This window comes from Caulobacter sp. 05T431 (genome assembly GCF_056665975.1).
In genome coordinates, this window is sequence record NZ_JBFTKU010000017.1 from 25074 (window position 1) to 50685 (window position 25612).

18 protein-coding genes and 1 tRNA gene are annotated in these 25612 nt (G+C 66.9%); 5 read left to right on the forward strand and 14 right to left on the reverse strand.

From position 1 onward, the window contains the following. Positions 1-66: 66 nt before the first annotated feature. The gene (locus AC1U89_RS16075) at positions 67-1404 is read left to right on the forward strand and encodes a hypothetical protein (RefSeq protein WP_479900694.1); all 1338 of its coding nucleotides are present in this window, start codon (positions 67-69) and stop codon (positions 1402-1404) included. A gap of 89 nt (positions 1405-1493) precedes the next feature. After that, a complete protein-coding gene (locus tag AC1U89_RS16080; protein WP_479900695.1) occupies positions 1494-3419 on the forward strand; it encodes an acyltransferase family protein in 1926 nt (641 codons plus the stop codon). Positions 3420-3422: 3 nt separating this feature from the next. Here the strand turns inward: AC1U89_RS16080 and AC1U89_RS16085 are convergent, their stop codons facing one another. The 5 genes from AC1U89_RS16085 to AC1U89_RS16105 all read right to left on the reverse strand — a co-directional run bounded on the left by AC1U89_RS16085 (position 3423) and on the right by AC1U89_RS16105 (position 8584). Beyond that, positions 3423-4541, reverse strand: coding sequence for an acyltransferase family protein (locus AC1U89_RS16085; RefSeq protein WP_479900696.1), 1119 nt, complete (start codon positions 4539-4541; stop codon positions 3423-3425). 31 nt (positions 4542-4572) lie between these two features. Next, positions 4573-5565 carry an NAD-dependent epimerase/dehydratase family protein gene (locus AC1U89_RS16090; protein WP_479900697.1) on the reverse strand — a complete coding sequence of 331 codons (993 nt, stop codon included), beginning with the start codon at positions 5563-5565 and terminating at the stop codon, positions 4573-4575. Further along, positions 5562-6872, reverse strand: coding sequence for a UDP-glucose dehydrogenase family protein (locus AC1U89_RS16095; RefSeq protein WP_479900698.1), 1311 nt, complete (start codon positions 6870-6872; stop codon positions 5562-5564). The genes AC1U89_RS16090 and AC1U89_RS16095 overlap by 4 nt, the downstream gene beginning before the upstream one ends. A gap of 192 nt (positions 6873-7064) precedes the next feature. Then, complete coding sequence (locus AC1U89_RS16100; protein ID WP_479900699.1) at positions 7065-7706, reverse strand: polysaccharide biosynthesis/export family protein; 642 nt, start codon at positions 7704-7706, stop codon at positions 7065-7067. 80 nt (positions 7707-7786) lie between these two features. Beyond that, complete coding sequence (locus AC1U89_RS16105; protein WP_479900700.1) at positions 7787-8584, reverse strand: metallophosphoesterase family protein; 798 nt, start codon at positions 8582-8584, stop codon at positions 7787-7789. Between the two features lie 270 nt (positions 8585-8854). Between AC1U89_RS16105 and AC1U89_RS16110 the strand changes: the two genes are divergently transcribed. Beyond that, the gene (locus AC1U89_RS16110; RefSeq protein WP_479900701.1) at positions 8855-9688 is read left to right on the forward strand and encodes a transglutaminase-like cysteine peptidase; all 834 of its coding nucleotides are present in this window, start codon (positions 8855-8857) and stop codon (positions 9686-9688) included. 134 nt (positions 9689-9822) lie between these two features. Here AC1U89_RS16110 and AC1U89_RS16115 read toward each other — a convergent pair whose 3' ends face one another. Further along, complete coding sequence (locus tag AC1U89_RS16115; protein WP_479900702.1) at positions 9823-9984, reverse strand: hypothetical protein; 162 nt, start codon at positions 9982-9984, stop codon at positions 9823-9825. A gap of 218 nt (positions 9985-10202) precedes the next feature. Between AC1U89_RS16115 and AC1U89_RS16120 the strand changes: the two genes are divergently transcribed. Further along, positions 10203-10829 (forward strand): sugar transferase, encoded by a 627-nt coding sequence (locus AC1U89_RS16120; RefSeq protein WP_479900703.1) that lies wholly within the window; start codon positions 10203-10205, stop codon positions 10827-10829. Between the two features lie 101 nt (positions 10830-10930). Here the strand turns inward: AC1U89_RS16120 and AC1U89_RS16125 are convergent, their stop codons facing one another. The 4 genes from AC1U89_RS16125 to AC1U89_RS16140 all read right to left on the reverse strand — a co-directional run bounded on the left by AC1U89_RS16125 (position 10931) and on the right by AC1U89_RS16140 (position 16985). Further along, complete coding sequence (locus AC1U89_RS16125) at positions 10931-12880, reverse strand: O-antigen ligase family protein (RefSeq protein ID WP_479900704.1); 1950 nt, start codon at positions 12878-12880, stop codon at positions 10931-10933. Then, complete coding sequence (locus tag AC1U89_RS16130) at positions 12870-15086, reverse strand: GumC family protein (protein WP_479900705.1); 2217 nt, start codon at positions 15084-15086, stop codon at positions 12870-12872. Before AC1U89_RS16130 ends, AC1U89_RS16125 begins: the two co-directional genes overlap by 11 nt. A gap of 41 nt (positions 15087-15127) precedes the next feature. Beyond that, complete coding sequence (locus tag AC1U89_RS16135) at positions 15128-16345, reverse strand: outer membrane beta-barrel protein (protein ID WP_479900706.1); 1218 nt, start codon at positions 16343-16345, stop codon at positions 15128-15130. 136 nt (positions 16346-16481) lie between these two features. After that, the gene (locus AC1U89_RS16140; protein ID WP_479900707.1) at positions 16482-16985 is read right to left on the reverse strand and encodes a hypothetical protein; all 504 of its coding nucleotides are present in this window, start codon (positions 16983-16985) and stop codon (positions 16482-16484) included. Between the two features lie 748 nt (positions 16986-17733). On the opposite strand from AC1U89_RS16140, the gene AC1U89_RS16145 reads away from it, so the two are divergent. Further along, complete coding sequence (locus tag AC1U89_RS16145) at positions 17734-18444, forward strand: hypothetical protein (RefSeq protein ID WP_479900708.1); 711 nt, start codon at positions 17734-17736, stop codon at positions 18442-18444. A gap of 10 nt (positions 18445-18454) precedes the next feature. Here AC1U89_RS16145 and AC1U89_RS16150 read toward each other — a convergent pair whose 3' ends face one another. From AC1U89_RS16150 to AC1U89_RS16165, 4 genes are all read right to left on the reverse strand, one after another. Further along, on the reverse strand, positions 18455-22237 hold the full coding sequence (locus tag AC1U89_RS16150) for a LamG-like jellyroll fold domain-containing protein (RefSeq protein ID WP_479900709.1): 3783 nt from the start codon (positions 22235-22237) through the stop codon (positions 18455-18457). Between the two features lie 219 nt (positions 22238-22456). After that, positions 22457-24475, reverse strand: a complete 2019-nt coding sequence (locus AC1U89_RS16155) for a TonB-dependent receptor plug domain-containing protein (protein ID WP_479900710.1) — start codon at positions 24473-24475, stop codon at positions 22457-22459. A 26-nt stretch (positions 24476-24501) separates the two neighbouring features. Beyond that, positions 24502-25026, reverse strand: a complete 525-nt coding sequence (locus AC1U89_RS16160) for a hypothetical protein (protein ID WP_479900711.1) — start codon at positions 25024-25026, stop codon at positions 24502-24504. Positions 25027-25508: 482 nt separating this feature from the next. After that, a tRNA-Thr gene (locus AC1U89_RS16165) sits at positions 25509-25584 on the reverse strand. Positions 25585-25612: the final 28 nt, after the last annotated feature.

Genomic DNA, 25612 nt, shown 5'->3' on the forward strand with positions numbered 1-25612 from the left:
TAGCGCCGGATTCATTGGCACGCTTAGGTCCTTGAAGACGCTTGATCCAACCTCAAGGTGAGGTCGATGTCACAGTACCGCTTGAAGCGTGGCGGCGCCCACGCCGCCCTGATCGCCACGACCCTCTGTTTGGCCGCCGCGCCGCCGGCCCTGGCGCGACAGGAGCCCGGGCCGCTCGTGGCGGGCTCCACCACCAAGGGCGGCCTGGTCGAGGGCTCCCAGGTCATCCACGTCACCAATCTGGACGACAGCGGTCCCGGCTCGCTGCGGGACGCGGTCGCCGTCCAGGGACCGCGGGTGATCGTTTTCGACGTGGGCGGCGCGATCAAGCTGGCCAGCGACCTGAAGCTGCAAAAGCCCTTCCTGACCATCGCCGGCCAGACCGCCCCCTCGCCCGGGATCAGCCTCTGGGGCGCCTCGCTGCGCGTGCGGACCCACGACGTCGTGATCCAGCACATCGCCGTCCGCGCCGGCCCCGGCGACACGCCCGCGATCAACGACAACCGCGACGCCATCAGCATCGACGGCAATCGCGCTTCGCCGCTGGATCAGCAGTCGTTCGAGGTTCGCCTGGAGAACGTGAGCGCCAGCTGGTCGGTCGATGAGGCCCTGAGCACCTGGTACGAAACCACCCACAACGTCACGATCCGGCACAGCATCGTGTCGGAAGCCCTGAACAACGCGGGCCATCCGAAGGGGCAGCATTCGATGGGACTGCTGGTGGGCACCAATGTCGGGCTGGTCGAGGTCACCGGCAACCTGCTGGCCAGCAACATGTTTCGCAACCCCGTGATGGGTAAGGGCGCGTCGGCCTATGTGGCCAACAACTACATCGTCAATCCAGGCCAGAACGCGATCCATTTCTACGAAACGGAATCCGACGAGGCGACGCACGCCACCCTCGTCAACAACGTGATCGAGGCCGGGCCCGACACCAAGCCCAGCCTGAACGCGATCCTGCTGCCCGCTCCGCCCGCCGGCGTCACGCCCGATGCGGTCTATGTTGACGGCAACTCCACGGAGCTCAGCGCCAAGGCGACGCCGCTCGCGATGGCGGCGGGGCAGGAGGCCGCCGAGAGCGCTCCCGTGGAAAGCGTGAGTTGGCGGTTGCTGCCGACMGATGCGGTCAAGGACGATGTACTGAAGTATGCCGGMGCCCGACCGGCTGACCGAGGTCCCACCGATCGCCGACTTCTGGCGGAGATCGCGACCAATTCCGAGCGGCTGGTCGACGCTCCGCCGGAAACCGCCGACGGGATCGAGCCCACCAAGCGGGTGGCGGACGTGCCGGACGATCCGTTCACCGTCGATTCCAACGGCGTTTCACGCCTTGAAACTTGGCTGTGCGCCGAACATTTCGCCGTCGGTGGGGCGCCGTCGAAGGATTGCCCAACCGCGCATTGATTGAGAGCTATCGCTAGACCGCGCCTATATGCGAAATTCATCAAAGTCGCCTAGTGAAGCGGTGACGACGTCTAAGGCTGGGGGGCCTAGTGAACTTCCGTACCGACATTAACGGCCTTAGAGCCGTGGCCGTTCTGCTGGTGGTGCTCTTCCACTTACGCACCCCGCTGTTTGGCGGCGGCTTCATCGGCGTCGACATCTTCTTCGTGATTTCCGGGTTCCTGATGACCCGGATCATTTTCGGCCGCCTCGACAAGGCCGCCTTCTCGCTCCTCCAGTTCTATTACGATCGGGCCGTGCGGATCATTCCCGCGCTGGCCGTGCTGGTCCTGAGCGTCCTGGCCTTCGGCCTGGTCTTCGTCGATCCCGAGGCTCTGGCCACTATGGCCAAGCACGGCGTTTCGGCTCTACTCTTCCTGTCCAATGTGCAGTTCTGGACGGAGTCCGGCTACTTCGATCGAAGCGCGGAAACGAAGTGGTTCCTGCACACCTGGTCGCTGTCGGTGGAATGGCAGTTCTACCTCGTCTATCCCGTCGTGCTGCTGGTCGCCTCGCGCTTCATTCGAGCGGTCCGGGCTCGTTACATCTTCCTGGCCATCGGACTTGTTCTGTCATTGGGCCTTTCGATCGTCACCGGGCTGCATTGGTCCGGTCGCGCCAATTCTTTCGGCTTCTTCATGCTGCCGACGCGGGCGTGGGAGATGATCGCGGGCGGCTTGGTGGCGGTGAATCCCGACCTTCTGTCGCGACTACGCGACCGGACACGGGCCTGGCTGCAAACACTGGGGCTCGCCGGCATTTTCCTGGGCCTGGCCCTGTTCACCCAGACTTCGCCCTGGCCGGCCTATGGCGCCGTCCTGCCCGTGGCCTCGACCGCCCTGGTCCTGTTGGCTCAATCGCCTAGATCGTTGCTGGGGCTCAAGCCGATGCAGTGGATCGGCTCGTCGTCCTATTCGATCTATCTCTGGCACTGGCCGCTGTGCGTCGCCCTGGCCTATTTCGATCTTCAACAGCCGGTCGCAAAGGTCGGAGCCTTCGTCCTGGCCCTGGGGCTGGGCTGGGCATCCTACCGGATGATCGAGCAGAACAGCCATCGGCTACTCAAGGCCGCATCCTTGCGGGGCGGCGCGGCGAGCATCGCCCTGGGCGGCGCCGTGCTGATTGCCGGATGCTTTGCGGTCAACCAAAGCCTCGGCTTTCCCAGCAGGGTGGCCGGCGATCGGGCCCTGTACGAGGACGCCTCAAAGGCCGATGGCGATCGCGCCTTCCCGTCCGGCCGGTGCGGCGGCCTTTCGCCGGTCACCGGCGCCGTGAAGCCATGCTCGGTCGGGACGCCGTCCGCGCGCGGCGACGTGATCGTCCTGGGCGATTCCTTCGCCGAGATGTGGTTCGCCAGGGCGCAGGCCCTGCAGCCCCAGCTCACGGATCACGCCGTGGTCTTCGTGACCAAGAACGGCTGCCCTCCCGTGCACGGCGTGGAGCGCACAGCACCCGGGTTCAATTGCGCCGCCTTCAACAAGGCCGCCTTCGCCGAGGCCCTGTCGCCTCGCTACAAGACCGTCGTCATCGCTTCGATGTGGACGTCGCATTTTCGCAGCGACCAGAATGTCGTGAACGTCGATCGCGACACCGCTCTGCGCCGCCTTGGCGAGGACGTGCATCGCTTGCGTGCGGCGGGGAAGACTGTCGTCGTCGTGACCACCTCCCCCTATCCGGGCGAAGAGATCACCGAACGCATCAAGGTCCTCGCGTTCCAGGGGCGGCCGGTCGATGCGCACTGGTCGTTCGACTTCGGCAAGGTATCGGCTCTCGCCCCCGGCGTGGACTCCGGACTTCGCCGGCTCAATGAGCCCGGCGTCACGGTCCTCGACCCGAGCGCCATCCTGTGCGCCGACGCGATCTGCCCGTTGATGGAAAACGGCAAGCCTATCTATTCCGACGCCGGCCACCTGCGGTCCAGCTTCACGGCCCGGCGCGGCGACTTCCTCGATCCGGCGTTCCTGGGCCGTCTCTAGGCGTCAGGTCGCCGGCAGGGGCTTGGGCCGCGCCGGCGCCAGGTGGCGCCGCCAGAGATCGCTGAAGAACACCATCAACCGACGCTCCAACACGATGTGGACGACGTAGCCGCCACCGATCATCAGGCCCACCAGGATCGGGAAATAGATCAGCGTGGCCAGGCCCGGGCTCAGGTGAAGCTTCAGGTAGACCTTGTCGACGATCCAGCCAATCAGCCAGTGGAACAGGTAGATCGAGTATGAGGCGTCGCCCAGCGCGGCCAGGGTCCGCCCCCAGGACGATGTCACCGGCGACCTCTTCTGTTCCGTCACCAGTCCGAACACGGCGACACCGCAGACAAGGCCGGCGAGCAGGACCTGGCTGGGAACGTTAGAGAGGGCCGCGGCGAAGGCCGGGGACACCATCCCGCCCGTGAACAGGACCGCCATGGCGATCCCCGAGAGCAGCAAGGCGCCCTTCGGACGCCAATGCTGGCTCGCGTAATAGACCGCCGCCCCGACCGCGAACTCGAAATAGCGCGGCCCCAGGAATTGGCCGACGTATCCCTGCACAGGGACCACGCCGAGCGTGTTGAGCAAGATCAACAGGCTCCACGCGGCGATCAGCACCAGGCCGATCCGTCGACTGAGGATCAGCAAAGCGAAGGCGGCGTAGAAGGAAATCTCGTAGACCAGGGTCCAGGCCACGCCGATGATCTGGCCGTTCGGCGGGTTGGGCAGCAGGAAGAAGCATCGGATCACGCTGCCCAGGTCGCGCGCGGACCCGTCGCCGGCGTCCGGAAAGACGAGATAGAGCGGCAGCACCGCCAGTAACAGCAGCCAATAGAGGGGATAGATCCGCGTTGCCCGGCGATATGCGTACCGGCCGAGCATTCGCGGCCGGCCGATATCAGCGTCGTGGATGTAACAGATGATGAAGCCGCTGATCACGAAGAACAGATCGACGCCCAGCCGGCCAAAATGGAAGACGCCGAGGGCCGCGATGTCCGGCGCGTGCTTCATCACCCGCTCGGACGCATGGAAGCAGCACACCGCGATGGCGGCCACGGCGCGGCCGCATTGTAGCCAATCGAGCCTCTGGCGGGCCGTTTCGAGCGGTGGGGTCTGCGAGAGTTCAACCATTCGACCCTCCTATCCTACGCTCCAGCGACGACTAGCGACCGTGGAAACTCGGCCACCACGCGGCGAACCGGCCCAGGCCTTCCTCCAGCTTCACCTTCGGCTTGTAGCCGGTCAGGGCGTTGAGCTTGGTGATGTCGGCATAGGTGGCCGTCACGTCGCCGGGCTGCATGGGGCGCATGATCTTCACCGCCTCGCGGCCGATGGCGTTCTCGAGCGTGGTGATCATGTCCATCAGGCCGACCGGATCGTTGTCGCCGATGTTGTAGATTTCATGGCCGCCGCGGGCCGGGGGATTGTCCAGGACGCCGACGATCCCGTCGACGATGTCGTCGATATAGGTGAAGTCGCGGGCCATCTTGCCCTCGCCATAGACCTCGATGGGCTCGCCCTTCAGGATCTTCTGGGTGAAGCCGTAATAGGCCATGTCGGGGCGCCCCCACGGGCCGTAGACGGTGAAGAACCGCAGGCCCGACATCGGGAAGCCGTAGAGCTTGGCGTAGCTGATGCTCATCAGCTCGTTGGCGCGCTTGGTGGCCGCGTAGAGCGACACCGGCGCATCGACCGCGTCGGTCTCCTTGAAGCCCGCGCCCTCGCCCGCCCCCAGGGACTGGGGGCGATCGCCGTAGACCGAGCTGGACGAGGCGTAGACCAGGTGGGTCACGCCGTTGTGGCGCGCGGCCTCCAGGATCGACAGGTGCCCGGCCAGGTTCGAGCGCTGGTAGGCGAACGGGTTGTCGATCGAGTAGCGCACCCCGGCCTGGGCGGCCAGGTGGACGATCCGCTTGGCCCCGCTGGACCGGACCAGCTCCATCACCGCCGCGTCGTCGGCGATGTCGAGGCGAACCATGGTGAACCCCGACCGCCCGTCGAGACGGGCGGCGCGGGCGGCCTTCAGGGCCGGGTCGTAGTAGTCGTTGAAGACGTCGATGCCGATCACCGTTTCCCCGCGCTCGAGCAGGCGTTCGGCGACATGCATGCCGATGAAGCCGGCGGCGCCGGTGACGATGATCGGCCCTTGGCTCATGCGCCGCGCCCGATGGAGGCGTAGGTGAAGCCGGCGCGGACCATTTCGGCCGGCTTGTAGACGTTGCGCAGGTCGACGACGACCGGGGCCTTGAGCAAGCCCTTCAGGCGCGTCAGGTCCAGGGCGCGGAACTGGTCCCACTCGGTGAGGATCAGCAGCACGTCGGCGTCCTGGGCGGCCTCGTAGGGACCCGAGACGAAGGTGACGCCCGGCATCATGTGCGAGGCTTCCTTGGCGCCTTCCGGATCGAAGGCCTGGACCTTGGCGCCCTTGGCCTGCAGGGCCGGCAGGATGTCGAGGCTGGGGGCGTCGCGCATGTCGTCGGTGTTGGGCTTGAAGGTCACGCCCAGCACGCCGACGGTCTTGCCGGTCAGGTCGTCCGTGCCCAGCACGGCGGCGACCTTCTCGGCCATGGCCTTCTTGCGGGAGTCGTTCACGGCGACCGTGGTCTCGATCAGCTTGGTCGGCGCGCCGTACTGCTGGGCGGTGCGCACCAGGGCGATGGTGTCCTTCGGGAAGCACGAGCCGCCATAGCCGGGACCGGCGTTCAGGAACTTGCCGCCGATCCGCTTGTCCAGGCCGATGCCCTTGGCCACCTGCTGGACGTCGGCCCCGACCTTCTCGCAGAGGTCGGCCATCTCGTTGATGAAGGTGATCTTCATCGCCAGGAAGGCGTTGGCCGCGTACTTKATCAGCTCGCTGGTGCGGCGGCCGGTGAAGACGATCGGCGTCTCGTTCAGCGACAGCGGGCGGTACAGCTCGCGCATCACCGCCTGGGCGCGCTCGTCCTCGGTGCCGACGACGACGCGGTCAGGACGCTTGAAGTCCTCGATCGCGGCGCCTTCGCGCAGGAATTCGGGGTTGGAGACCACGGCGAACTGGGCGTCCGGGCGGACCTTCTTGATGATCGCCTCGACCTCGTCGCCGGTGCCGACCGGCACGGTCGACTTGGTGACCACCACGGTGAAGTCCTCGATCAGGCCGGCGATCTCCTCGGCGGCCGCGTAGACGTAGGTCAGGTCCGCGTGGCCGTCGCCGCGGCGGGTGGGCGTGCCCACGGCGATGAACACCGCGTCGGCTTCCTTGATCGCCTGGGCGCCTTCCAGCGTGAAGAACAGGCGGCCTTCGCGGACGTTGCGGGCCACCAGGTCGTCCAGGCCCGGCTCGAAGATCGGGATCTCACCCTTCTCGAGGCGCTCGATCTTGCTCGGGTCCTTGTCGATGCAGGTCACCACGTGACCGAAGTCGGCGAAACACGCCCCAGACACCAAGCCAACATAGCCGGTGCCGATCATCGCTACGCGCATAGTATCCCCATTCAAAAACCCGCCCAATGCAGCGGGACAAAGCCAGTTAAGAACGTGGTCGCCCAACTCCGGGACGCGGACAACCGGAAACGCTCGGGAGGAGAGCGTGGGCTTTCAGCCCCCGGTGCGAGCGCTATGGGTTTGGGCGGACGAACCCAGTTGACAGGCAGACGCGAGATCGCGCCCGGGTGACTAGAAGAACCGCTCGCCGATGCGAATGGTGTCGCCGGGCGCGACCGTGGTGGACGGCGACAGCACCGTCTTCACCTCGGTCGTCGCGCCGTCGCGCTTGATGAAGACCTGCTTCTTGTCGGCGCGGTACGTGTAGCCGCCGGCGGTGGCCACGGCGTTCAGCACGGTCAGGCCCGACGTGTAGGGATAGGTGCCGGGCTTGGTCACCTCGCCGAGGATATAGAAGGGACGGAAGCCGAGGACTTCGGCGCTGACGCGAGGCTCCTTGAGGTAGCCGTCGCTGAGGGCCTTCTGCACCGCTTCCTGGAACTCGCCGACCTTGAGGCCGGCGGCCTTGACCTCGCCGACCAGCGGCAGGGAGACCAGGCCGCTGCCGGTCACAAAGAACTCACCCGACAGGTCGGGCTCGCCGTAGACCGTCACCCGAACCTTGTCGCCCGAACCGAGCCGGTAGTCGGTGTCGGTCGCCGTGGCGATCGTGGGCGCCGTGGCCGGGGCGACGGGCGCGGCCTGCGGCGGCGCGGCGGCGGGCGGCGGGAAGGGCGTCATGTCCTGCGCCAGGGCCGGAGCCGCCTGCAAGCTGATCAGGGCAATACCGAGCGACAGCGCCACGCGGTTCCAGAAACGCCGAGCAATAGTCATCGGTTAAGTGTTCTCAACATTACGTCAGTCCCTGTGACCGTCGTCATGACATGTGTATGTGACGACGACAAGGCGAAGCGCTAAACGCGAAGAGACTTTCGGGCCTGAAGCACAACCGGAGGACTCTCGGTCAAGCGAACGGCGGTCAGGACGCCCGTCGCATAGGCGCCGGTGTCGACATTGATCCGGTCACGCCCGAGGTACGGCTCGCTTTCCGGCGTGTGGCCGTGGACCACCACGCAGTCCAGCCGGTGCGGCAGGGTCAGGAAGTCATTGCGGATCCACAGCAGATCCTCGGACTCCTGCTGGTCCCAGGGCACGCCAGGTCGGACGCCCGCATGCACGAACAGATAGTCGCCGTAGCGGGCCGACAGCTCCAGTTCGCGCAGGAACCGGAGATGGTCGGCAGGCAGGTTTTCCCGGAACTGCGCCTGGACGTTCCGCCAGCTGTCGGCGTCGCCGCGCCCGGGTGGTCGCGTCACGTCGTACGAGGCCAGGGTTTCGCCGCCGCCGAACTCCGCCCAGGACGGCCCGACCTCCGGAGAGTCGAGGAACTGCAGCAGGGTCTGCTCGTGGTTGCCCATCAGGGTCCGGACCTCGAAGCCGCTGCCCCCGTCGGAAGCCTGCTTCAGCGCKATCAGCCGGTGGATGACCGCCTTCGAGGCCAGGCCCCGGTCGATGTAGTCGCCCACGAAGACCAGCACCGGCCGGATCGGCGGCGACAGGGCCGCGACGTCGTCGGCAATGGTTTCCAAGAGAGCGTCCAGAAGGTCGAGGCGGCCGTGGATGTCGCCGACAGCGTAAACGAGCCGCCCCCCCGTCGAGGCGGAGACCTTCTCGGCGGCGCGCGGCTTGGAACGGAGAAAATTGAAACGCATCGGTTGGCCAATCGGCGCGGCTGGGACGCACGGACGCCCGGTTCTACGGGCCGCAACTTGCCTCACCGCCTCGATGCAATCAACTGCGCAGCGAAGAAGGTAACCAAGAATAAACCACATTGAGAAAGACGCAATTCACGAAGCTCTAATTCGTCATTTACCAATAATATTGAAGTAACCAATTAGTTTTAAGTAGATATTACCACATCTTTTGACCCGATATTGAAAGCATAATTGGAAATTAGTCTCGCATTTCACAGCGAGACTTCGATGCGAATTCATCGTCAACTCGGCTATATCGCCGGCGCCGCGACCGCCCTGCTGATGGGCGCGAGCGCGCATGCGGGCGGTCGCCCGTTCATGCCGATGGGTGAGACGGTCGCGGCGCCGCCCGGCTACACCGACCTGTGCCAACGGGGCGAGGTCTCGTGCGGAACCCAGATCGCCGCGATCTCGGCGCCCGCCGCCCCGACCGGCGCGCTCGCGACGTCGTCGATCGGCGCCGGGCCCACGCCGCGCTTCGAGGCGCCCGCGGAGCCCTCGGCCGAACAGGACGCCGCGCCGATGCTCGAATTCGCCGTGCTGCGGGCCTATCGCCCCGCCGTCGACGACCAGTTCGCCTTCGCGGACGCGCGAATCCAGGCCGCCTTCGAAGCCGACGCCCGTCCCGCTACGCCCGCGGTGATCGAAACCGTCCCGGCCGCCCCGGCCCTGGTCGGCTCGGCGCAGATGCGCCTGGTCAACACGATCAATCGCGAAGTGAACCGCGACGTCCACAAGGCCACGGACTTCGATCTCTACGGCCTGCTGGAATATTGGTCGCTGCCGCGCGTCATCAACGGCAAGATGTACGGCGACTGCGAAGACTACGCGCTGGAGAAGCGTCGCCGCCTGATCGCCGCCGGCGTGCCGGAATCGGCGCTGTCGATGGCCGTGGCGGTGACGGCCCGCGGCGAAACCCACGCCGTGCTGGTGGTCAGCTTCGAGTCCGGCGACTGGGTGCTGGACAACCTGACCCCCTGGGCGACCCCCTGGGAAGACCTCAACTATCGCTGGGTCCAGCGCCAGGTCGCCGGTTCGTCGACCTGGACGGCGGTGGGCTGATCAAGACCGGGGCGGCGAGGCGAAAGCCCCGCCGCCCTTGCCCCTTCCGGGTACGGAAAACCAAGAAACCCCGCGGCGGCGCCRCGGGGTTTCTTGGTTCCAGGCCGTCCCGTGGGACAGCGGATATCCGGGTGTCAGAGGGCCAGGCGGACCAGGGCGGCCAGGCCGAACCACAGGCCGCCGGAGATCACCGCGGCCAGCGTCCAACCGATCAGCCGGGGCAGGCGGCGCGACGCCGCGGTCGAGACCGACGCCGTGTCGGCGATCATGGAAACGTCAGCGGGGATGGTGGACATGATGGTCGCTCCTCTGACTACGGAGCCTAGATGAGGAGCCCTAATTCCCGCCTAACGAACGTGATTTACGCACCTTCATCATAATCTATGGTTAAGGTGTTGTTTATAAGCGACGAGGCCGTTGCGTTGCGGTAGAGAGTCTCGGGGTTGCCTCTGAACCAGGGTCAGGGCGATATGCAGGGGATAGTGCAGTGAGCGGGAGCTTGAACACAGAAGTCATGCAGCACGCCGCGACTCCTTTCCTGCCGCGAGTGGCGGTCGATCCGTTCAAACGCCTTTTTGACTTTTTTACGGCACTTCTGTTGCTTGTGTTCTTCGCACCTGTGCTGTTGCTGACCGCACTACTGATAAAGCTGGAGTCTCCCGGCCCCGCTTTGTTTCGCCAGACGCGCGGTGGACTGAACGGTCGTCCGTTCACCATCTACAAGTTGCGTTCGATGCGCTGCGAAGAGAACGGCCCCAATGTGGTTCAGGCCCAGCGCGGCGACGATCGCATCACCCGGATCGGCAAGCTGATCCGCATGGCCAGCATCGACGAGCTGCCGCAACTGCTCAACGTCGTGAAGGGGGACATGTCCCTCGTCGGCCCGCGGCCGCACGCCCAGGCCCATGACGACTATTACGGCTCGCTGATCCCCAGCTACAACCAGCGCTTCATGGCCCGCCCGGGCCTGACCGGCCTGGCCCAGATCAAGGGCCTGCGCGGCGCCACCGGCGAGCTCGACGAGATGTCCGCCCGCGTGAAGGCCGACATCGACTATATCGACAACTGGACGCTGCTGACCGACCTGCGGATCATGCTGCTGACCGTGCCGCACCTGCTGCTGGCCGAGAACGCCTACTAGGCTTTCCACCCCACGCCAGGGCGGATCCGCGCCCAGGACGATCAAGGTAAGACAAGCGGCCCGACCTTCGCGAGGCGGGCCGTTTTGTGCGCCGCCGCGGCTCAGGGGGCGGGCGGCGCCATCCGCAGCAACGCGATCTGCAACGCCATGCCGACCCGTCCCGCGGGATCGTGCAGACGGTTGGCCATGGCCACGAACCGCGAGGGCTGGCCGCTGCGGCGCCATTCCGCCTTCAGATGATAGACCGTCTGCTCCCGAGCGTTCTGGCTCAGCCGCCCCCAGTGTTCATAGGCGAAGACCGTCCGCTGGTCGAACAGGCTGCTCTGCAGTGGCGCGACGGTGAACGACCGCTCCAGGGCTAGGGTCGCGGCGGAGTCGTCGCCGACACGGGCCTCGATCGACGCCCGCCGCAGCCACGCAGCGCCGGACGCGGGCGTGAGGTTCAGTTCGCGGTCGCTCAAGGCGCGCAGATGATCCAGCGCTTGCGGCTTGAAGCGCGGCTCGGTCAAGCCGGCCTCCACACCATGGGCCAGGGCTTCGGCGGGGGCGGTGGGCCAACCTGACAAGTCGCCCCCGAGGCGCGCGGCGACCAGGGGCGCGCCCGCCAGGATCGACGCCGTCAGGGTCGCTCCGGCGACGCCAATAATCGGCCATGGCAGGCGACGCGCGTCGGCCACGCTCTTCGTCGTCCGCCCCAGAGCCATGCTCGCCGTGACGCCCAGGATCGTGGCGCACAGCGCCTGAACGGCCGGCACCTGCAGGGCGAAATCGGTCACCCCGTGCACCAGGAAAACAATCGCCCCGCCGAGCACGGCCCGCGCCCAGACGCCTACGCCGCGGTCGGATCCACCCGCTTTCAGGATCGGCCAGATCAAGCTCGCGAACAGCGCCAGCATGACGACGGAGCCGACAATTCCGCCCTCCTCCAGCCATTGGAGGTACAGATTATGGGCGGCCCGCACGTCGTAGAGGACCGAAAGGGACTCCCCCGTCACGACCAGTTGGTTGACGGTCGGGAATGAACCCAAGCCCATGCCGCTCCAGGGCGAGGAGAGGAAGGCCTCCCAGTGCGGTTGGAAGATGATCGAGCGGACCTCGACGTCCCGGCCAGTGAGGTTGAACCGCTCCGCMAGATGCCCCGCGCTCCGGAGGGCCAGCATGGCGATGAGCAGGATGGCGACGGTGGCGATCATGCTCGCCCCGCCCTTCAGGCTCTGTCGCTGGGCGAAGATGTTCCAGACGAGAAACACGATCAGGCCAAGCAGCGAAGCGAGGACACCCGCGCGTGAGGCCGTCATCAGCAACACCGTGGCCAGCAGCGCCGTGGCGCCCAGCCAGGCCATGGCCTCGGGGTCTCCTCGTCGCAGGACGGTCAGGCCGGGATGGCGGCGAAAGCGTTGCATGGCCGCGGCCGTCGCCAGGAGCACGCCCCCGCCGAACACCGTGGCCGCGCTGTTGGGACTGAGCAGGGTGGCCGCCAGCCGACCGACCCGGCGCACCGTCACGTGGTCGACCAGGGCTACGACGGCGTAGGCCGAAAGGGCCGCGAGCCCCGCACGCAACAGCCAGGCGCCCCGCGGCTCGGACGCGCCAAGGATCCGAGCCGACACGAACAGCGCCGCCAGGCCGAAAAGCTGCAGGACGTTAAGCAAGAGCGCCGAGCGATCGACCGCCAAGCTGCCCATCCGCCCGGGCAGATAGGCCCAGACGGGATGAGCGCCGCCGGGGCCCAACGGAGTCAGCGGCCAGACGACCACGACGACCAGTAAGGCGAACAAGCCCGCCTGCGGCGCCAGGCCCKACAGCCCCGCCAGGTCTCGGCGCGCCCAGTCACAGGTGAGCAGAAGCCCGAGAAGATAGGCGGCGTAAAGGCCGGCGAAAACGGTGGCCGTCGCGATGTCGCTGGCCCCGAAGGCCACAACGGCCAGGAACACCAGCAACACCAAGGACAGCGTCGCGATCTTCTCGGATATGCTCAGGCGACGGACACGGCGTCGGGACGGTCGATCGCCGGTGGCGACCGGGCGCTCCCCGGTCGTGTCAGTCGGCATAGTACTTGCGGTAGCTCTTGTAATAGTAGTTCGCGTCGCCGTAGCCGTAGCGGCCCTGGGCCTTCAGATCGACCTGGGTCAGGGCCACGCCGGCCACGAACACGCCCTTGCCTTGCAGCAGGGCCAGGGCCGAGGTGATGGCCTTGACCGGCGTCTTCTTCCAGCGCGCCAGCATGACCACCGCGTCGGCCGACGGGGCCAGGATGCGGGTGTCGGCGATCGCCAGAAGCGGCGCGGTGTCGAGCAGCACCACGTCGAAACGTTGCCGCAGGTCCTGCAGAAGGCGCGCCATGGCCGCCGAGCCGAGGACGTCGCGGGGCGTGGTGGCGGACTTGGCCAACGGCAGGACCTTGGCGCCGCTCTGATCGGTGATCAGCGCCTGCTCCAGGGTCACCTGGCCGTTCAGGACCTCGATCAGGCCGACGGTCGGCGGTTCGGCGAGGAACCGGTTGATCGCGCTCTGGCGCAGGTCGCAATCGACCACCACCACATTGGCGCCGGAGGTAGCGAGCGTACGGGCCAGGGAGAAGGTGGTCGTCGTCTTGCCTTCGCCAGGCAGGGACGAGGTCACCGCGATCACCTTGGCCGGCTCGCCGATCTTGGCGAACAGCACGGCGGCGCGCAGCTTGCGGAAGCTTTCCGCGAAGCCCGACAACGGCTTGCTCAGCAGATAGTCAGCCGGGCTGACCCCGCGCGCCAGCTTGCCGTCGACGGCCGAGCTGAGCAGCGGAACCGAGCCCAGATAGGGCTGGCCCAGTCGACGCTCGACCTCGTCCTCGGTGAACAGGCCGGCCATCAGGATTTCGGCCAGGATGATCGCCATGAGACCCGCGCCGAGCGCGGCCGCCAGGCCGATCGCAAGGTTCAACGACGGCTTGGGATAGCTGGGGGCGGTCGGAATCTTGGCCTGCGAGACGACGCGGGCGTCAGGCTGTTCGATGCCTTGGCTGGCCGTCGTCTGCTTGAAGCGGGCCAGCAGCGACTCGTACAGCGTGCGGACCGATTCCGCCTTGCGCTCCAGCTCGCCCAGGCGAATGCCGGCGCGGTTGTTGCCCGCCAGGGTCCCCTTCGAGGCGGAAACGCTGCTGGCCATCGACCCCGTGCGCTGACGCGCGACCTGGGCCTGGGCCTCGAGGCTGGAAATGATACGGCGGATTTCGGCCTGGATCTGGCCGTCGATATCGGCCAGTTCGCGCTTGGCCTTGAGCAGGTCGGGGTGGCGCTCGCCATAGCGGCCGCTGAGGTCGGCGACCTTGGCGCTCTGCTCGGCGCGCTGCTTGCGCAGCTGCTGGACGACCGGTGAATTGAGCGACTCGCCAACGTCCTCGCCATTGCTGCCGCGGGCCAACTGGCTGCGGGCGATGGACAGACGGGCGTCGGTCTCGGCCTGGGCGGCGCGCGCCGAGGCCAGCTGCTGGTTGAGACCGGAAATCTCCTGCTCGGTCAGGGTAGCGCCTTCGGCGCTGAGCAGGTTGTTCGCGATCTTGTATTGCTGGACGTCCGCCTCGGCCTGCTGCAGCTGACCGCGAAGGTCCTGCACCCGGGTGTTGAGCCATTCATTGGCCTTGGCCGTGGCGTCGAACTTGGCCTCGAGCTGCTCGGTCAGATAGAGGTCGGCGAAGGCGTTGGCCAGTCGGGCCGCGCGCTCGGGATCGGGGTGGATGTAGTCGACCGAGATCAGATAGGTCAGGCCGGCGCGACGAACCTTCAGGCCGTCCAGCACGTTGTCGACGATCTTTTCCCGGAGACGCTGGGCTTCCACCGTGCCGGCGGCGGGCGTCGGGGCCGGGGACTTCTTGGCCCAGGGCAACAGCGCCTTCAGCCCCGTGGGCTTGGCGATAGAGGGATTGAAATAGGGGTCCTGGTCCAGCTTCAGCTGCGTCACGACCCGGTTGGCCAGCGAGCGCGAGCGCAGGACTTCGACCTCGGTGTCCATGGTCTGGGTGTCGGCGGGCAAACCGGACAGCACCGCGCTCATGTCAGTCACCTGCTCCTGGCGCGGATCCAGCATGACCTGAGCGGTGGCCGTATAGCGCGGGGTTTCCTGCAGCGTGAACAACAGCACCGCCACGAAAACCACCAAGGCCACCGTCGCGAACAAACGCAGGCGGCGGCGGAAGGTCGCGATCAGGACGTTGAGGTCAAGCGTCATCTCTCCAGCGCCGGGCGCTGGAGAGATTTGGGTCTCGTAAGCTGAGCCGTCCATGAACACTCTCAATAGCGCTGGGGCAGGGCCCCGGACGCTTCCTAGAACTGGAGCGCGACGGAGGCCGCGATCTTGTTATCGCTGAAGGAGGTCCCTCGGTTCGCACCGGAAGAATCCTGCTTCAGGTAAGTATAGGTCAGGAAAACCCCTACGCGGCGGTTAAGCAGATAGGCCACCGAGGCGCCGGCGCCCGTGCGCTTGTCGTCCCGATCGATCTTCTCATACGCATCCTTGCCGTAGCTGGCGTTGGCCGAGAGCAGGACGTTACGCAGCAATTCGTGGTCAATGTTGACCCCGATATTGTTCGAAATGTAGCCGGGCGAGCCCGTGGCGACGGCTTCCTCGATCGTCCGACCGCCGGTGGCGGTCACCGTCGTCAGCGCGGTCGGGAACCACTCGATCTTACCTTCGGCGCTGAAGCCGTCGATCTTGCCGTAGCTGGGCGTGTCGTAGGATTGCTTCATGTAGCCGACGGCGATGTCGCCGCGGATCACGTCCGTGAGCTCGAAATTGGAGCCGATCGTGGCGACGTAGCCGTCGGAATTGCGATCCGAGGTCGACAGGTCGTAGTCCTTGGTGTTGCCCAGGACCTGCACGAACACCGCCGTGTCGGGGCTGACGGCGTATTCCGCCTTGCCGCCGAAGTAGAATTCGTTGCGGTCGCGGAAATCCTGATCGACCGGCGCGCCGGCCAGGGTGGCGCCGTCATCATAGTTGTAGTCATAGTCCGACAGACGGCCGGTCAACCGCACGCGGTTGAATTCCTTCACGCCCGTCAGCTTGCTGGTGATCAGCTCGTATTCGATCGGCTTGGCCGACGAGACCGGCGACTGCGGCGAGGTGCGCGGCTCGGTCAGCTTCTGGTACTGAGCCGAACCCGAGATGTTCGCGCCGCGGACGATGTCCAGACGCCCGTTGACGCCGAGGGTATATTCCTCGGTGTTCTCGGTGTCGAAGTCCGAGTAACGGTTGATCGAGGCCGAGGCGAACGCGCCCAGGGCGTGACGCGACCAATTGGAGCGCGCGGCCACTTCGGGCTTAACGCGCCAGATCGTATCGGATTCCACCAGGACGTTGTTGGCGTAGATGTTGTCGTTGTGCTCGACGGACGCCGTCACCCGCGGATAGAGGGTGAAGCCGCCGGCCTTGATCCCGACCGCCTCGTAGTCCGGCCGCGGACGCTCACGAACGGTGACGTTCTTGTCGCGCTTGAAGTTCGACCCCAGGTCCTGCGCCGAAGCGCCATGAGGAACGGACACGGCCAAAAGTGCCGTGAAAGCCACGGACATCAAATATTTCATTGAGCAATCCCCACCTTCGGAAACTTCGATTTCCGTTAGGACGTCGCCATAAGGCACACACAAAAACCTAGGGCCCGAACACGGCCCGGACCGACTAGCCGCCGCAGTAAGCGGCGACCACGCCAGCGCACGGATCGAAAGCCGCCGGAGTGGTCCCGCCGCCACCGCCGCCAGCGCCCTGCAAGTTCACCAGCACGCTGACCGACGGCCCTCCGTCGATCGCGCCGGTCACCGTGGCCGACTGGCCGGTGGCGGCCAGCTGGGCGATGACCGCCGGGTCGCTGGCGACCATTTGCGCGAACTCGGGCGCCACGCTGGCGGCCACGGCGATCGCCACGCCGGCGCTGATCGTGCCGGCCTTGACCGCGGCGATCAGCGCCTGGGCCATCATTTCCGGCGTCGCGCCGCTGGTCGACAGCGCCTGGATCACCGCGCCCTGGATCGCGGACAGCTTGTCGGCGCTCGAGAGCGTGGAGAAGTTCGAGGCCGACGCGGCCGAGCGCGCGGCCGACGAGATCACGGCTTGCAACGAAGCGACCGTCGGCGCGGCGGGCGCCTGCGCCCAGACGGTGGCTTGGCCGACGGGAGCGACAACCATGGCCAACCCGACGACGATAGCGCTCAGATGACGCGATGACATGTCTATACCCCTCTTCAGAATTCATTAGCGGTATAATGCCGCAACCGCGAACACTCCAGCATTATCTGTGACTCGTTAGGAAAAGCGCGCCAAAGCGGCGAATCCCCGTGGTGTACGCTGCTTTTTCGTGCGTCCCGGGACTCTAGGCGTCGCTATCGGACAGCATAGACGCCCGCCGATACGTGCCAATGATCTTAACTTTTCGCCTGACGGGAACATTCCCCTCTCAAGCGACCTAAAACGCCGGGTCAAGCCTGCGGGACGATTTGCATGTACCCGACGACGAGCGTGAAGACCGGCGCCCGGCGGTCTCATTTTCGACGCCTTCTTAGCAGTCGCAGCATAATTGGCTCGATGCTCGGCCAGGCCAGGAGCGCGAGGAGAGCCAGAATGACCACGACCGCCAGCGACATGTCCGCACCTCGGAAAGCCTTGCTTTACTTAGCATGAGCGTGACCGCCGTTCGATGACGGCGCGGCCCCGCGCGCCTTTTGGCCGGCGGGAAGACGCGACGCGAGCCACAACCCTGGAGAACCGGACGGATTTTGATCAATTCCAGGCGGAACTTGCGTTCGCGCCTGCCGCAAACGGATGTTTCAGCCGGTGAGGCGGTCCGGCGGCGGCGCGTTTCAGGCTCGACTTCCAGCGGCCATGGTCCCGCCGCACCCCGCCGGTAGAGGTCGGCCGGGTGAAATCGAGTATCGCCTTGACCCACCCCGCCACGGATATGGACCGCCAAGCGCCGGCCGGCGGCGCCACGGGGTCTGCTCACGCCGTCGCCAGACCGCCCGCGCGGCGTTCGGGCCGCGGGCACGCCGCCCGGCGACGCTGGCTGGTCATCGGCGGTGCGTCGCTGATCTTCCACGGCCTGCTGGGCTGGGCGCTGCTGATCGCCGTGCCCGCGCCGCCTGTGCTTGTCGAGCCGCGCAGCGTCGTGGTCCAGCTGATGACGCCCGATCCGGCGCATACGCCGGAACATCCCGCCGCCGCCCGGCCCCAATCGGCGCCGCTGCACGTCCCGACCCTCCGGGCGCCGCCGCCCTCACCCCTGCCGGCCTTGGCGCCTTCGCCGGCTCCCGCCGCGTCCGGAGCCATCGTCGCCCCGCCCGGCTTCACCGCGCGCGGAACCCTGACCGGCGGCGGCGAGGCCCTGCGCCAGGCGGCCCGCGAGGGCGCGTGCACCGAGGCCGACATCGTCCACCTGACCAAGGCCGAACGCGACGCCTGCAACGAGGCGATCGGCGCCAAGCACAAGGACGGTCCGGCCCTCTACGCCGCCATCGACCCCGACAAGAAGGCGGCCTTCGACGGCGACTGCAAGAAGGACGACGACTGGTGCCTCTACCGCACGGGCAAGGGGCCCTATCCGGGCCTCTTCGCCCTGGGGCGGAAGAAGAAAATCAAGGGCTGGGACTAGGGCGCGCGCCCTAGAGCCCGACCTCGTCGTTCAGCGCCGTGATCTGCGGCTGGGCGGTGACGATCCGCACGCGCAGGCCTCTCGCCTTGCCGCCCGGGATCGACAGCTTCACCGAGGCGGTCTTGGGCAGCAGGTCCTTGGGCGCGCGCAGGGCCGGCACGGGCGCCGACGACAGCACCTTGCCGTCGGCCGAGACCAGCTCCAGCCGCGCCGCGGCGGCGTCCTGCGCCCCCAGGCTGTGCACCTTGACCGTGACGGTCCCGCCCTTGACCACCGCGTCGCCGCGACCGATCCCCAGGTCGGCCCGCTTGGCCGGATCGTCGCCCGCCGTCGCCAGCTTCATGTCGATGACCGTCGTCTGGCGCGGGGCCAGGACGACCCGGGTCCCCAGGCTGCGCTCGAAGGCGACCGAACGGGTCTCGCCCGAACCGTCGATGGCGTCGTCGCCGTCGGCGTCCACGCCCTGGGCCAGGCTCCACTGGCCCGGCGCGACGTTCCAGCCGGTCATGGTCGCCGTCACCGGATGGTCGGTCAGGTTATAGGCCACGACCTTGAAGCCCGTCTTGGTCGCGTCCTTGACCAGCACCGCCACGTCCGTGCCGTCGGCGCCGTCGAACCGCCAGGACACCACGTGCCCCGGGGTCATCTGGCCGCGCTTGTTGGCGATGCCGCCCAGGCGCGAGCGCTGCAGCACGTCGCTGGGCAGCTCCACGCGGTCGGACCACCAGTGCCCTTCCGTGTGCATATACATATGCTGGGCGTTCCACTGGATCTCGTCGGCATAGAGCGCCTCGAGGTACTTCTTGTCGCCCGTCAGGGTCCAGGCGGCGTAGCGCTCCAGCGCCCCGCCCTTGGCGGCCTGCTTCAGGATCGCGTCCTTGTTGGCCTCGCCCAGGTTCATGGCCGTCAGGGCGTTGTCGTTGATGCTCTGCAGCGACTTGATCCCGTTCTTGGCGATCCGCCAGTTGATCGGGGCCAGGTACTTGGGGTCGCCGGTCATGCGCCAGGCCGACCAGAAGATCTGGAACGGGCCGTCCGCGCCCGAGCCCTGCAGCACCGTACCGCCGCGCTCGGCGTCGCTGCGCCAGTTGATCTCGTTGGGCAGGGTCCCGTCGGGCTTGGCGTGGGCCAGGTAGCCGTCGGCCAGGCCGATCACCAGGTCGCGGGCGGTCGGGTCGCCGTTGTAGTCGCCGATCAGGATGGCCGGGTGGACCACGCCGAACGAGTACGGCTTCTGCCACTCCCACGGCCCCTCGCGGTACGACAGCGCGCCGCTGTACCAGTTGGTGTTGAAATGCACGTGGCCGGCCGGGTTCTTGTCGATCACCCGCGGCAGGGCCTTGACCGTGGTGAACAGCCGCTCGACCGCCAGCGGGTCGCCGTAGTTCACGTACATCGCCTCGGAGTTGCTGTTGATGCCTTCCTCGTAGGCGTGCAGCTCGTCGGTGACGATGGTCGACAGGCCGTCGGTGAACATGCCGTTCTTGTAGACGGCGTCGGTCAGGCGGTTGAGCGAGGCGGTCAGCTTCTCGGGCTGCACGCCCATCAGGGCCAGGCCCGGCCATTGCTGGGTCAGGTCGGTGTCGTCGGAGATGCCGCCGCCGAAGTCGCCGTACTCGACCTGGCGCTGGTCGATCCACCAGTCGACGAACTGGGTGACCTGCTTGAGGTCCTCGGTCTGGCGGAAGGCCCACAGGGGCGTGCCCGCCGGAGCCTTGGGTTGGTCGAAGGCCGGCCAGCCCTGGCTGCCATAGGTGATGTCGCCCCAGTATTCGCGGCCGATCTGGTTGTCGGGATCGACGCGCAGCAGGTCGGAGATGTCGGCGTAGAGGCGACGATAGAGGCCCTGGCGCTTGGACGTGGTGTGCTCCTCGACCAGGAACGCCCAGTTGTCCTTCACCTGGTTCAGGCGATCGGCGACGTGCTCGGCCTTGGCCTGGTCGCGGTCCTTCAGCACCAGGCGGATCTTGGCGCCGTCCAGGGCCTTGGCGTCGAAGTCGGGGCTGTCGGCGGCGATGGTTAGGTACAGGCTGTCGGGCGTCAGGATGCGGTCACGCAGGTCGAGCCACACGGTGCGGGCCTCGCCCGGCTTCACCGAGACGCTGACGTCGATCATGTTGCGGGCCGGCCAGATCGGGTCCTTGACCTGGATGTTCAGCGGGATCAGTCCGCCGTCTTCGGCCGTGACCTTCAGGGCCGGGATGTCGATGGCGATCCCGTCCAGGCCGTCGCGGGCGTTCTCCCAGCCATAGGCCCAGTTGCGGGCCAGAGCCTGGGCGGCCGGGGCGTCGCCGAAGCCCGAGGGGATCAGCACATGGACGATCGGCAGGCCCTTGGCCTCGCCGCCCGCGCGCTTGCGGCTGGGCGCGCCCTCGGGCAGGGCGACCACGGTCGAGCGTTCGGCCGCCGGGAAGCGGCCGGCGATGTAGCCGTTCAGGTCCTTGAGGTTCAGATAGTCCGGCGCGGCGTCGACCCGCACCGTGTAGGTCATCTTGAAGGCGTCCTTCGGCTCCTGGCCGGCCGACACATTATAGGCCCAGATCTCCTGGATCGGGGTCTCCTGGGCCACGTTGGTGAAGCTCAGCACCCCGCCCTTCAGCGGCTGGGCGAAGCTGGTGACCGTGCGCTGCTGGTCCTTGGCGCGCGTGGCGAGCTTGGMGCCCTTGTCACCATCGGAGGCGGCCCAGCTCAGCTCGCCATAGGCCGGGCCCTGGATCTCGACGCGGTTGACCGGTTCGTCGGGCAGGGCCAGACGCAGGGTCTTGCCGCCGTCGACATAGACGTTCCAGTCGGGCAGCTGGAAATAGTCGTTGCGGCCGGGCAGGCGCGAGCGGTTGTAGACGCCGGGCCAGGTGGTCTCGGAGATCCCGTCGGTCCCCTTCCACATCCACTCTTTGAGGTCCTTGGCGTCGGCGAACTCGACCTTGCGGATGCGGGTCGAGGCGTCGGCCAGGTAGGGCGGCAGGTCGGCGGGGCGGTTCCAGCCGTAGCGCTGGCGCCAGGCCGCGCGGATGGCCGGGTCGTCAAGGCTCACCGCCGGGTCGGCGGCCGCCGGAGTTTCGTTGCGGGCCAGGGCCGCGACGGCCGTGGCGTCCAGCGCCCGGTCGTAGACGCGGATTTCGTCCATGTCGCCGCCGCGCAGGAAGTTGTAGCGGCTCTGCACCTGGTGCGGGGCGACCACCCGGCCGGCGATGCCGAACTGGTCCAGACTGGCGTCATAGACCGCCCTGGTCTCCTTCTTCGCCACCGGCTTGCCGTCGACGAACAGCTGCACGCCCTGGGTCTCGTCCCAGGTGAAGGCCAGGTGGGTCCAGGCGTCCGGCGCCGGGGGCTTGTCCAGCTTGAACGACACCCGCGTGCGGGCCAGGCCGTTGTCGGTGACGAAGGCGTCGTAGCCGTGGCCGTTCCAGTCGATGCGCAGGAAGGCCATGTCCCAGCTGGTGTGGTCGGCGTAGCCCACGCGGAAGATCACAAAGGGCGCGACCCCGACCGGGTAGCCCGAGCGCCAGAAGAACGACAGCGTGCCGCGCTGGGCCTGGATGTTGCCGGGAGCGTTCCACGACAGGACGCCGTCGTCCTCGGCGTGCAGGCCCTTGCCGGCCTTGCCGTCGGCGATCGGGGTGACCTTGTCGGCGAAGTTGGGGATCGGGTCGCCGACGGCGACGTCCGCGTTCAGCCCCTTGTCGGCCGAGACGTGGAAAAGCAGGGCGGGCTGCTTGGCCTGCACCTGGGCCTGGGCCGCGCCGGCCAGGATCAAGGAACAGGCCGAGGCCAGGAAAAGCGCCTTGGTCACCTGATGTCACTCCCCAGACAGATCTTGTTGATCCCGTCCTAGCAGCCGTTGGCGACCGCCAGGTTAACCGGTGTCATTGCTTGTATCCTGGGTGATCGCGCTTCTCGGCGCCGCCCGCAAGAGGCGAAAGGCCGCGCCCCGGCCCCTTGCGGGTCGGGCCCAAACAAAAAGGGCCCCGTCCTGCGACGGGGCCCTTCTCGTTTCCGGTGGCTGCGAGGCCTACCAGGCCTTGCTGAGGGTCACGAAGGCGCGACGCTCGACTTCCAGGCCCGCCGTCTGGCGCTGGTGGCCGTCGGTCAGGTTCTGGCCGCTGACCGCCAGGGTGATCCCGTGGTCGAAGGTGCGGGCCACGCGGCCGCCCAGGGTCACGTAGTCTTCCACGGCGACCAGGGCGCCGGTCGACAGGTAGGCCTTGTGGTCGCCGGTGTAGTGGAAGAAGCCGTCGGCGGCCCACTGGGCGTTGGCCCAGCCGAACGAGACGTTGGCGCGGGTTTCCGGCGTGGTGGCCGAGAAGGCGGCCAGGCGGACCTGCGGCGAGAAGCCGGCGGCGGCCTCGTCGTCGACGTCGGTGAAGGTCCAGTCGCCGCTCCAATGGAAGCCGCCCTCGATCTTGCCCGAGGCCGTCAGTTCAACGCCCCACATCTTGCTGTCGCCGATGTTGCGGTAGCTGAGCAGCGGCAGGACGCCCGGCGCGGTCGGCATGACGTCGATCTGGCCCGAGGTGGGCTGACCCTTCACGTCTTCGGTCTTCTGGCGGAAGACGCTGACGCCGGCCTTGGCGTCCAGGCCCGGCAGCGGACGCTCGTAACCGATCTCGTAGTTGGTCACGATCGACGGCGCCAGGGTCGGGTTGCCGATCACGCCGACGGTGTACGGACCGGCCGTGGCGCGCAGCTGCACCGCGCCCAGGTCGACCAGGGTCGGAACCTGCACGCCGCGCGCGGCGGTGAGCTTGAAGGTGTCGGCCTGGGTCGGACGATAGACGGCGCCGAAGTTGTAGGACGCCTTCTTGATCGAGCGGTCCCAGTAGGCGTTGGTCACGGCCGGGTAGCCGGCCGGGAAGGTGCCTTCACGCGACAGCGACAGGTCGTCGTAGCGGCCGGCGGCGGTGACGGCCAGCTTGTCGCTGATCGCCCAGTTCCACATGCCCGAGACCGAGACGACCTCGTAGCTCAGCTGGCCGCCGGCCAGCGGGGCGGTGTTGACCTCGTTCTTGCGGTACTCGCCGCCGATGCGGAAGGTGTGGTTCGCGCCGATCTTGAACAGGTCCTGGACGCTGACGACGTCCAGCTTGTTCTCGAAGCGCGCCTTCTGGCTGGCGACCAGTTGCTTGGCGGTCAGGTTGGTCTCGTAGGCCGAGGCCTGCAGCAGGCCCAGCTTGGTGTCGGACGCCAGGGTCGCCTTGACCGAGGTCGTGACGTACTTGCTGGGCGAGTAGCTGTAGTTCGAGACCGCCTCGCTGACCTGGACGTTCGACCACGAGCCTTCGACTCGCAGTTCGGTCTTCTCGGTCAGCTGGGTGATGGTGTCGAGGTTGGCCGAGACCCGGGCGGGGTCGGTCACCTGGCCGGCCAGGACGGTCGAGCCGGCTCGGCTGTACTCGTCCATCTGGGCCGCGCCGGCCGACAGGCGGGCGAAGAAGCGGTCGCCCAGCTTCACCGACTTGACCACCGACAGTTCGCCGTAGCCGTTCGTGCCGCCCGTCAGGTTGATCGAGCCGGCGCTGTCGAACTTCGGGTTCTGGGTGATGATGTTGACCACGCCGCCCACGGCGTTGAAGCCGAACAGGGCGCTGTTGGGACCCTTGACGACTTCGATCTGGCGGATTTCCGACAGCTGCACCGGCAGGGTGGCCCAGGCGGTGTAGCCGTAGTGGTCCAGATAGACCTGGCGGCCGTTGATCAGGACCAGCAGGCGCGGCGACATCGCCTGGTCATAGCCGCGGACGCTGACGTCCGAGGCGCCAGCGCCCCAGTTCAGCACGTCCAGGCCGGCCACGCGGCTGAGGATGGTCGGCAGGTCGACGGCGCCCGAGCGCTTGATGTCGTCCTGGGAGATGATCTCCATGGCGACCGGCACTTCGGTCGAGCGCTGGGGCGAGCCCGTGGCGCTGGTGGTGACCGGCTCGTTGAACAGTTGCTCCATCGCGCCGTAGTCGATCGACTGGGCGTGGGCGGCCGAGGCGGCCATGGAGAGGATGAAGGTAGCCGAAACGCCGGCCAGGAGGGTCTTTTTCATGATTGGTTCTCTGGGCTCGGACGGGATCAGACTTCGCGGATCATCATGCGGAAGGCGGCCTTGAAGACCGCGCCGACGGCGGCGGCGGCCGCGCGGTTGACGACGATCTCGACCTTGGGATCGGCCGACACGCTCATCACGCAGGCGCCGCTGGTGGCGCACGAGGTGTCCGAGCCGATGGTGATGATCTTCTTGGCCTTGGCGGCCGCGCCGACGTTGACGCCGGTGGTGACGTAAAGGGCKGCGACGCCGCTGACGCTCGAGACGGCCGAGGCTTCGACCGGCTTGGCGGTCAGGGTCACGGCGCCGGCGCTCATGCCGCCGCCGATGGCGGCCATGACGGCGTTCTTCTCGGCGACCGAGGCGGGCTTGGACGGATCGAACACGACGCCCAGCACGGCTTTGCCGGTGGGGCCGTTCTCGAGGAAGGTCAGGGCCCGGCCGGCGACCTGCACGTCCTTGGCGGCGTCGGCGTGGGCGACGCTGAGCGGCGCGACGGCGAGGGTCAGAGCGCAGAGCGCGACAACGCCCCGAGTGTTTCTTTTCGACATTCTTGTATCCCCTGCCCGAAATTCTTCCGGGCTTCATGAGGGGGCTGATGTCGCGGGAGGCGTAAACAAGACCATAACCGGAAATCGGATAACGCCGATATATTCTTATGTAATGTGGCCGACATAGGAAATTATACTGGAATAAAGGCCCGATATATTCTGTATATGCCGCTGCCGTGGATTTCCAATACGGGTTTAAATATATCGCATCGCGATGCGACATGTTCTTCAACAGTTAAAGACAAGGCCACCCACCTCATCATGAACTTGGATTTCTGATGGGATGACATGTTCGGCGGCCATCAAATTCTGAAGGCCGGGCAAGCGGAGCCGTTGAATCCTCCGTCGACGGACATCTTGTCGCAGGACGGCGCGAACCCCCGGTCGCGACGTTCGGACGCGGCGCCTGGACGCGTGGACGACACGCGCGCAACCGAGGGGGGAGCCGGTCTTGGGCGGGTGATTCTGGAGATCGGGAGAAGTGGTGCCGCTTACAGGACTCGAACCTGTGACCCCCTCATTACGAATGAGGTGCTCTACCAGCTGAGCTAAAGCGGCGCGCTTCGTCTCCAGGCCCGATCTTCGG

Bases quoted from the DNA above. Each gene is read 5' to 3' on its own strand.
- AC1U89_RS16130 (WP_479900705.1), bottom strand. From the start codon at position 15,086: ATGGACGGCTCAGCTTACGAGACCCAAATCTCTCCAGCGCCCGGCGCT.
- AC1U89_RS16110 (WP_479900701.1), top strand. From the start codon at position 8,855: ATGCGAATTCATCGTCAACTCGGCTATATCGCCGGCGCCGCGACCGCC.
- AC1U89_RS16155 (WP_479900710.1), bottom strand. From the start codon at position 24,475: ATGAAAAAGACCCTCCTGGCCGGCGTTTCGGCTACCTTCATCCTCTCC.
- AC1U89_RS16140 (WP_479900707.1), bottom strand. From the start codon at position 16,985: ATGGTTGTCGCTCCCGTCGGCCAAGCCACCGTCTGGGCGCAGGCGCCC.
- AC1U89_RS16115 (WP_479900702.1), bottom strand. From the start codon at position 9,984: ATGTCCACCATCCCCGCTGACGTTTCCATGATCGCCGACACGGCGTCG.
- AC1U89_RS16120 (WP_479900703.1), top strand. From the start codon at position 10,203: ATGCAGCACGCCGCGACTCCTTTCCTGCCGCGAGTGGCGGTCGATCCG.
- AC1U89_RS16085 (WP_479900696.1), bottom strand. From the start codon at position 4,541: ATGGTTGAACTCTCGCAGACCCCACCGCTCGAAACGGCCCGCCAGAGG.
- AC1U89_RS16100 (WP_479900699.1), bottom strand. From the start codon at position 7,706: ATGACTATTGCTCGGCGTTTCTGGAACCGCGTGGCGCTGTCGCTCGGT.
- AC1U89_RS16090 (WP_479900697.1), bottom strand. From the start codon at position 5,565: ATGAGCCAAGGGCCGATCATCGTCACCGGCGCCGCCGGCTTCATCGGC.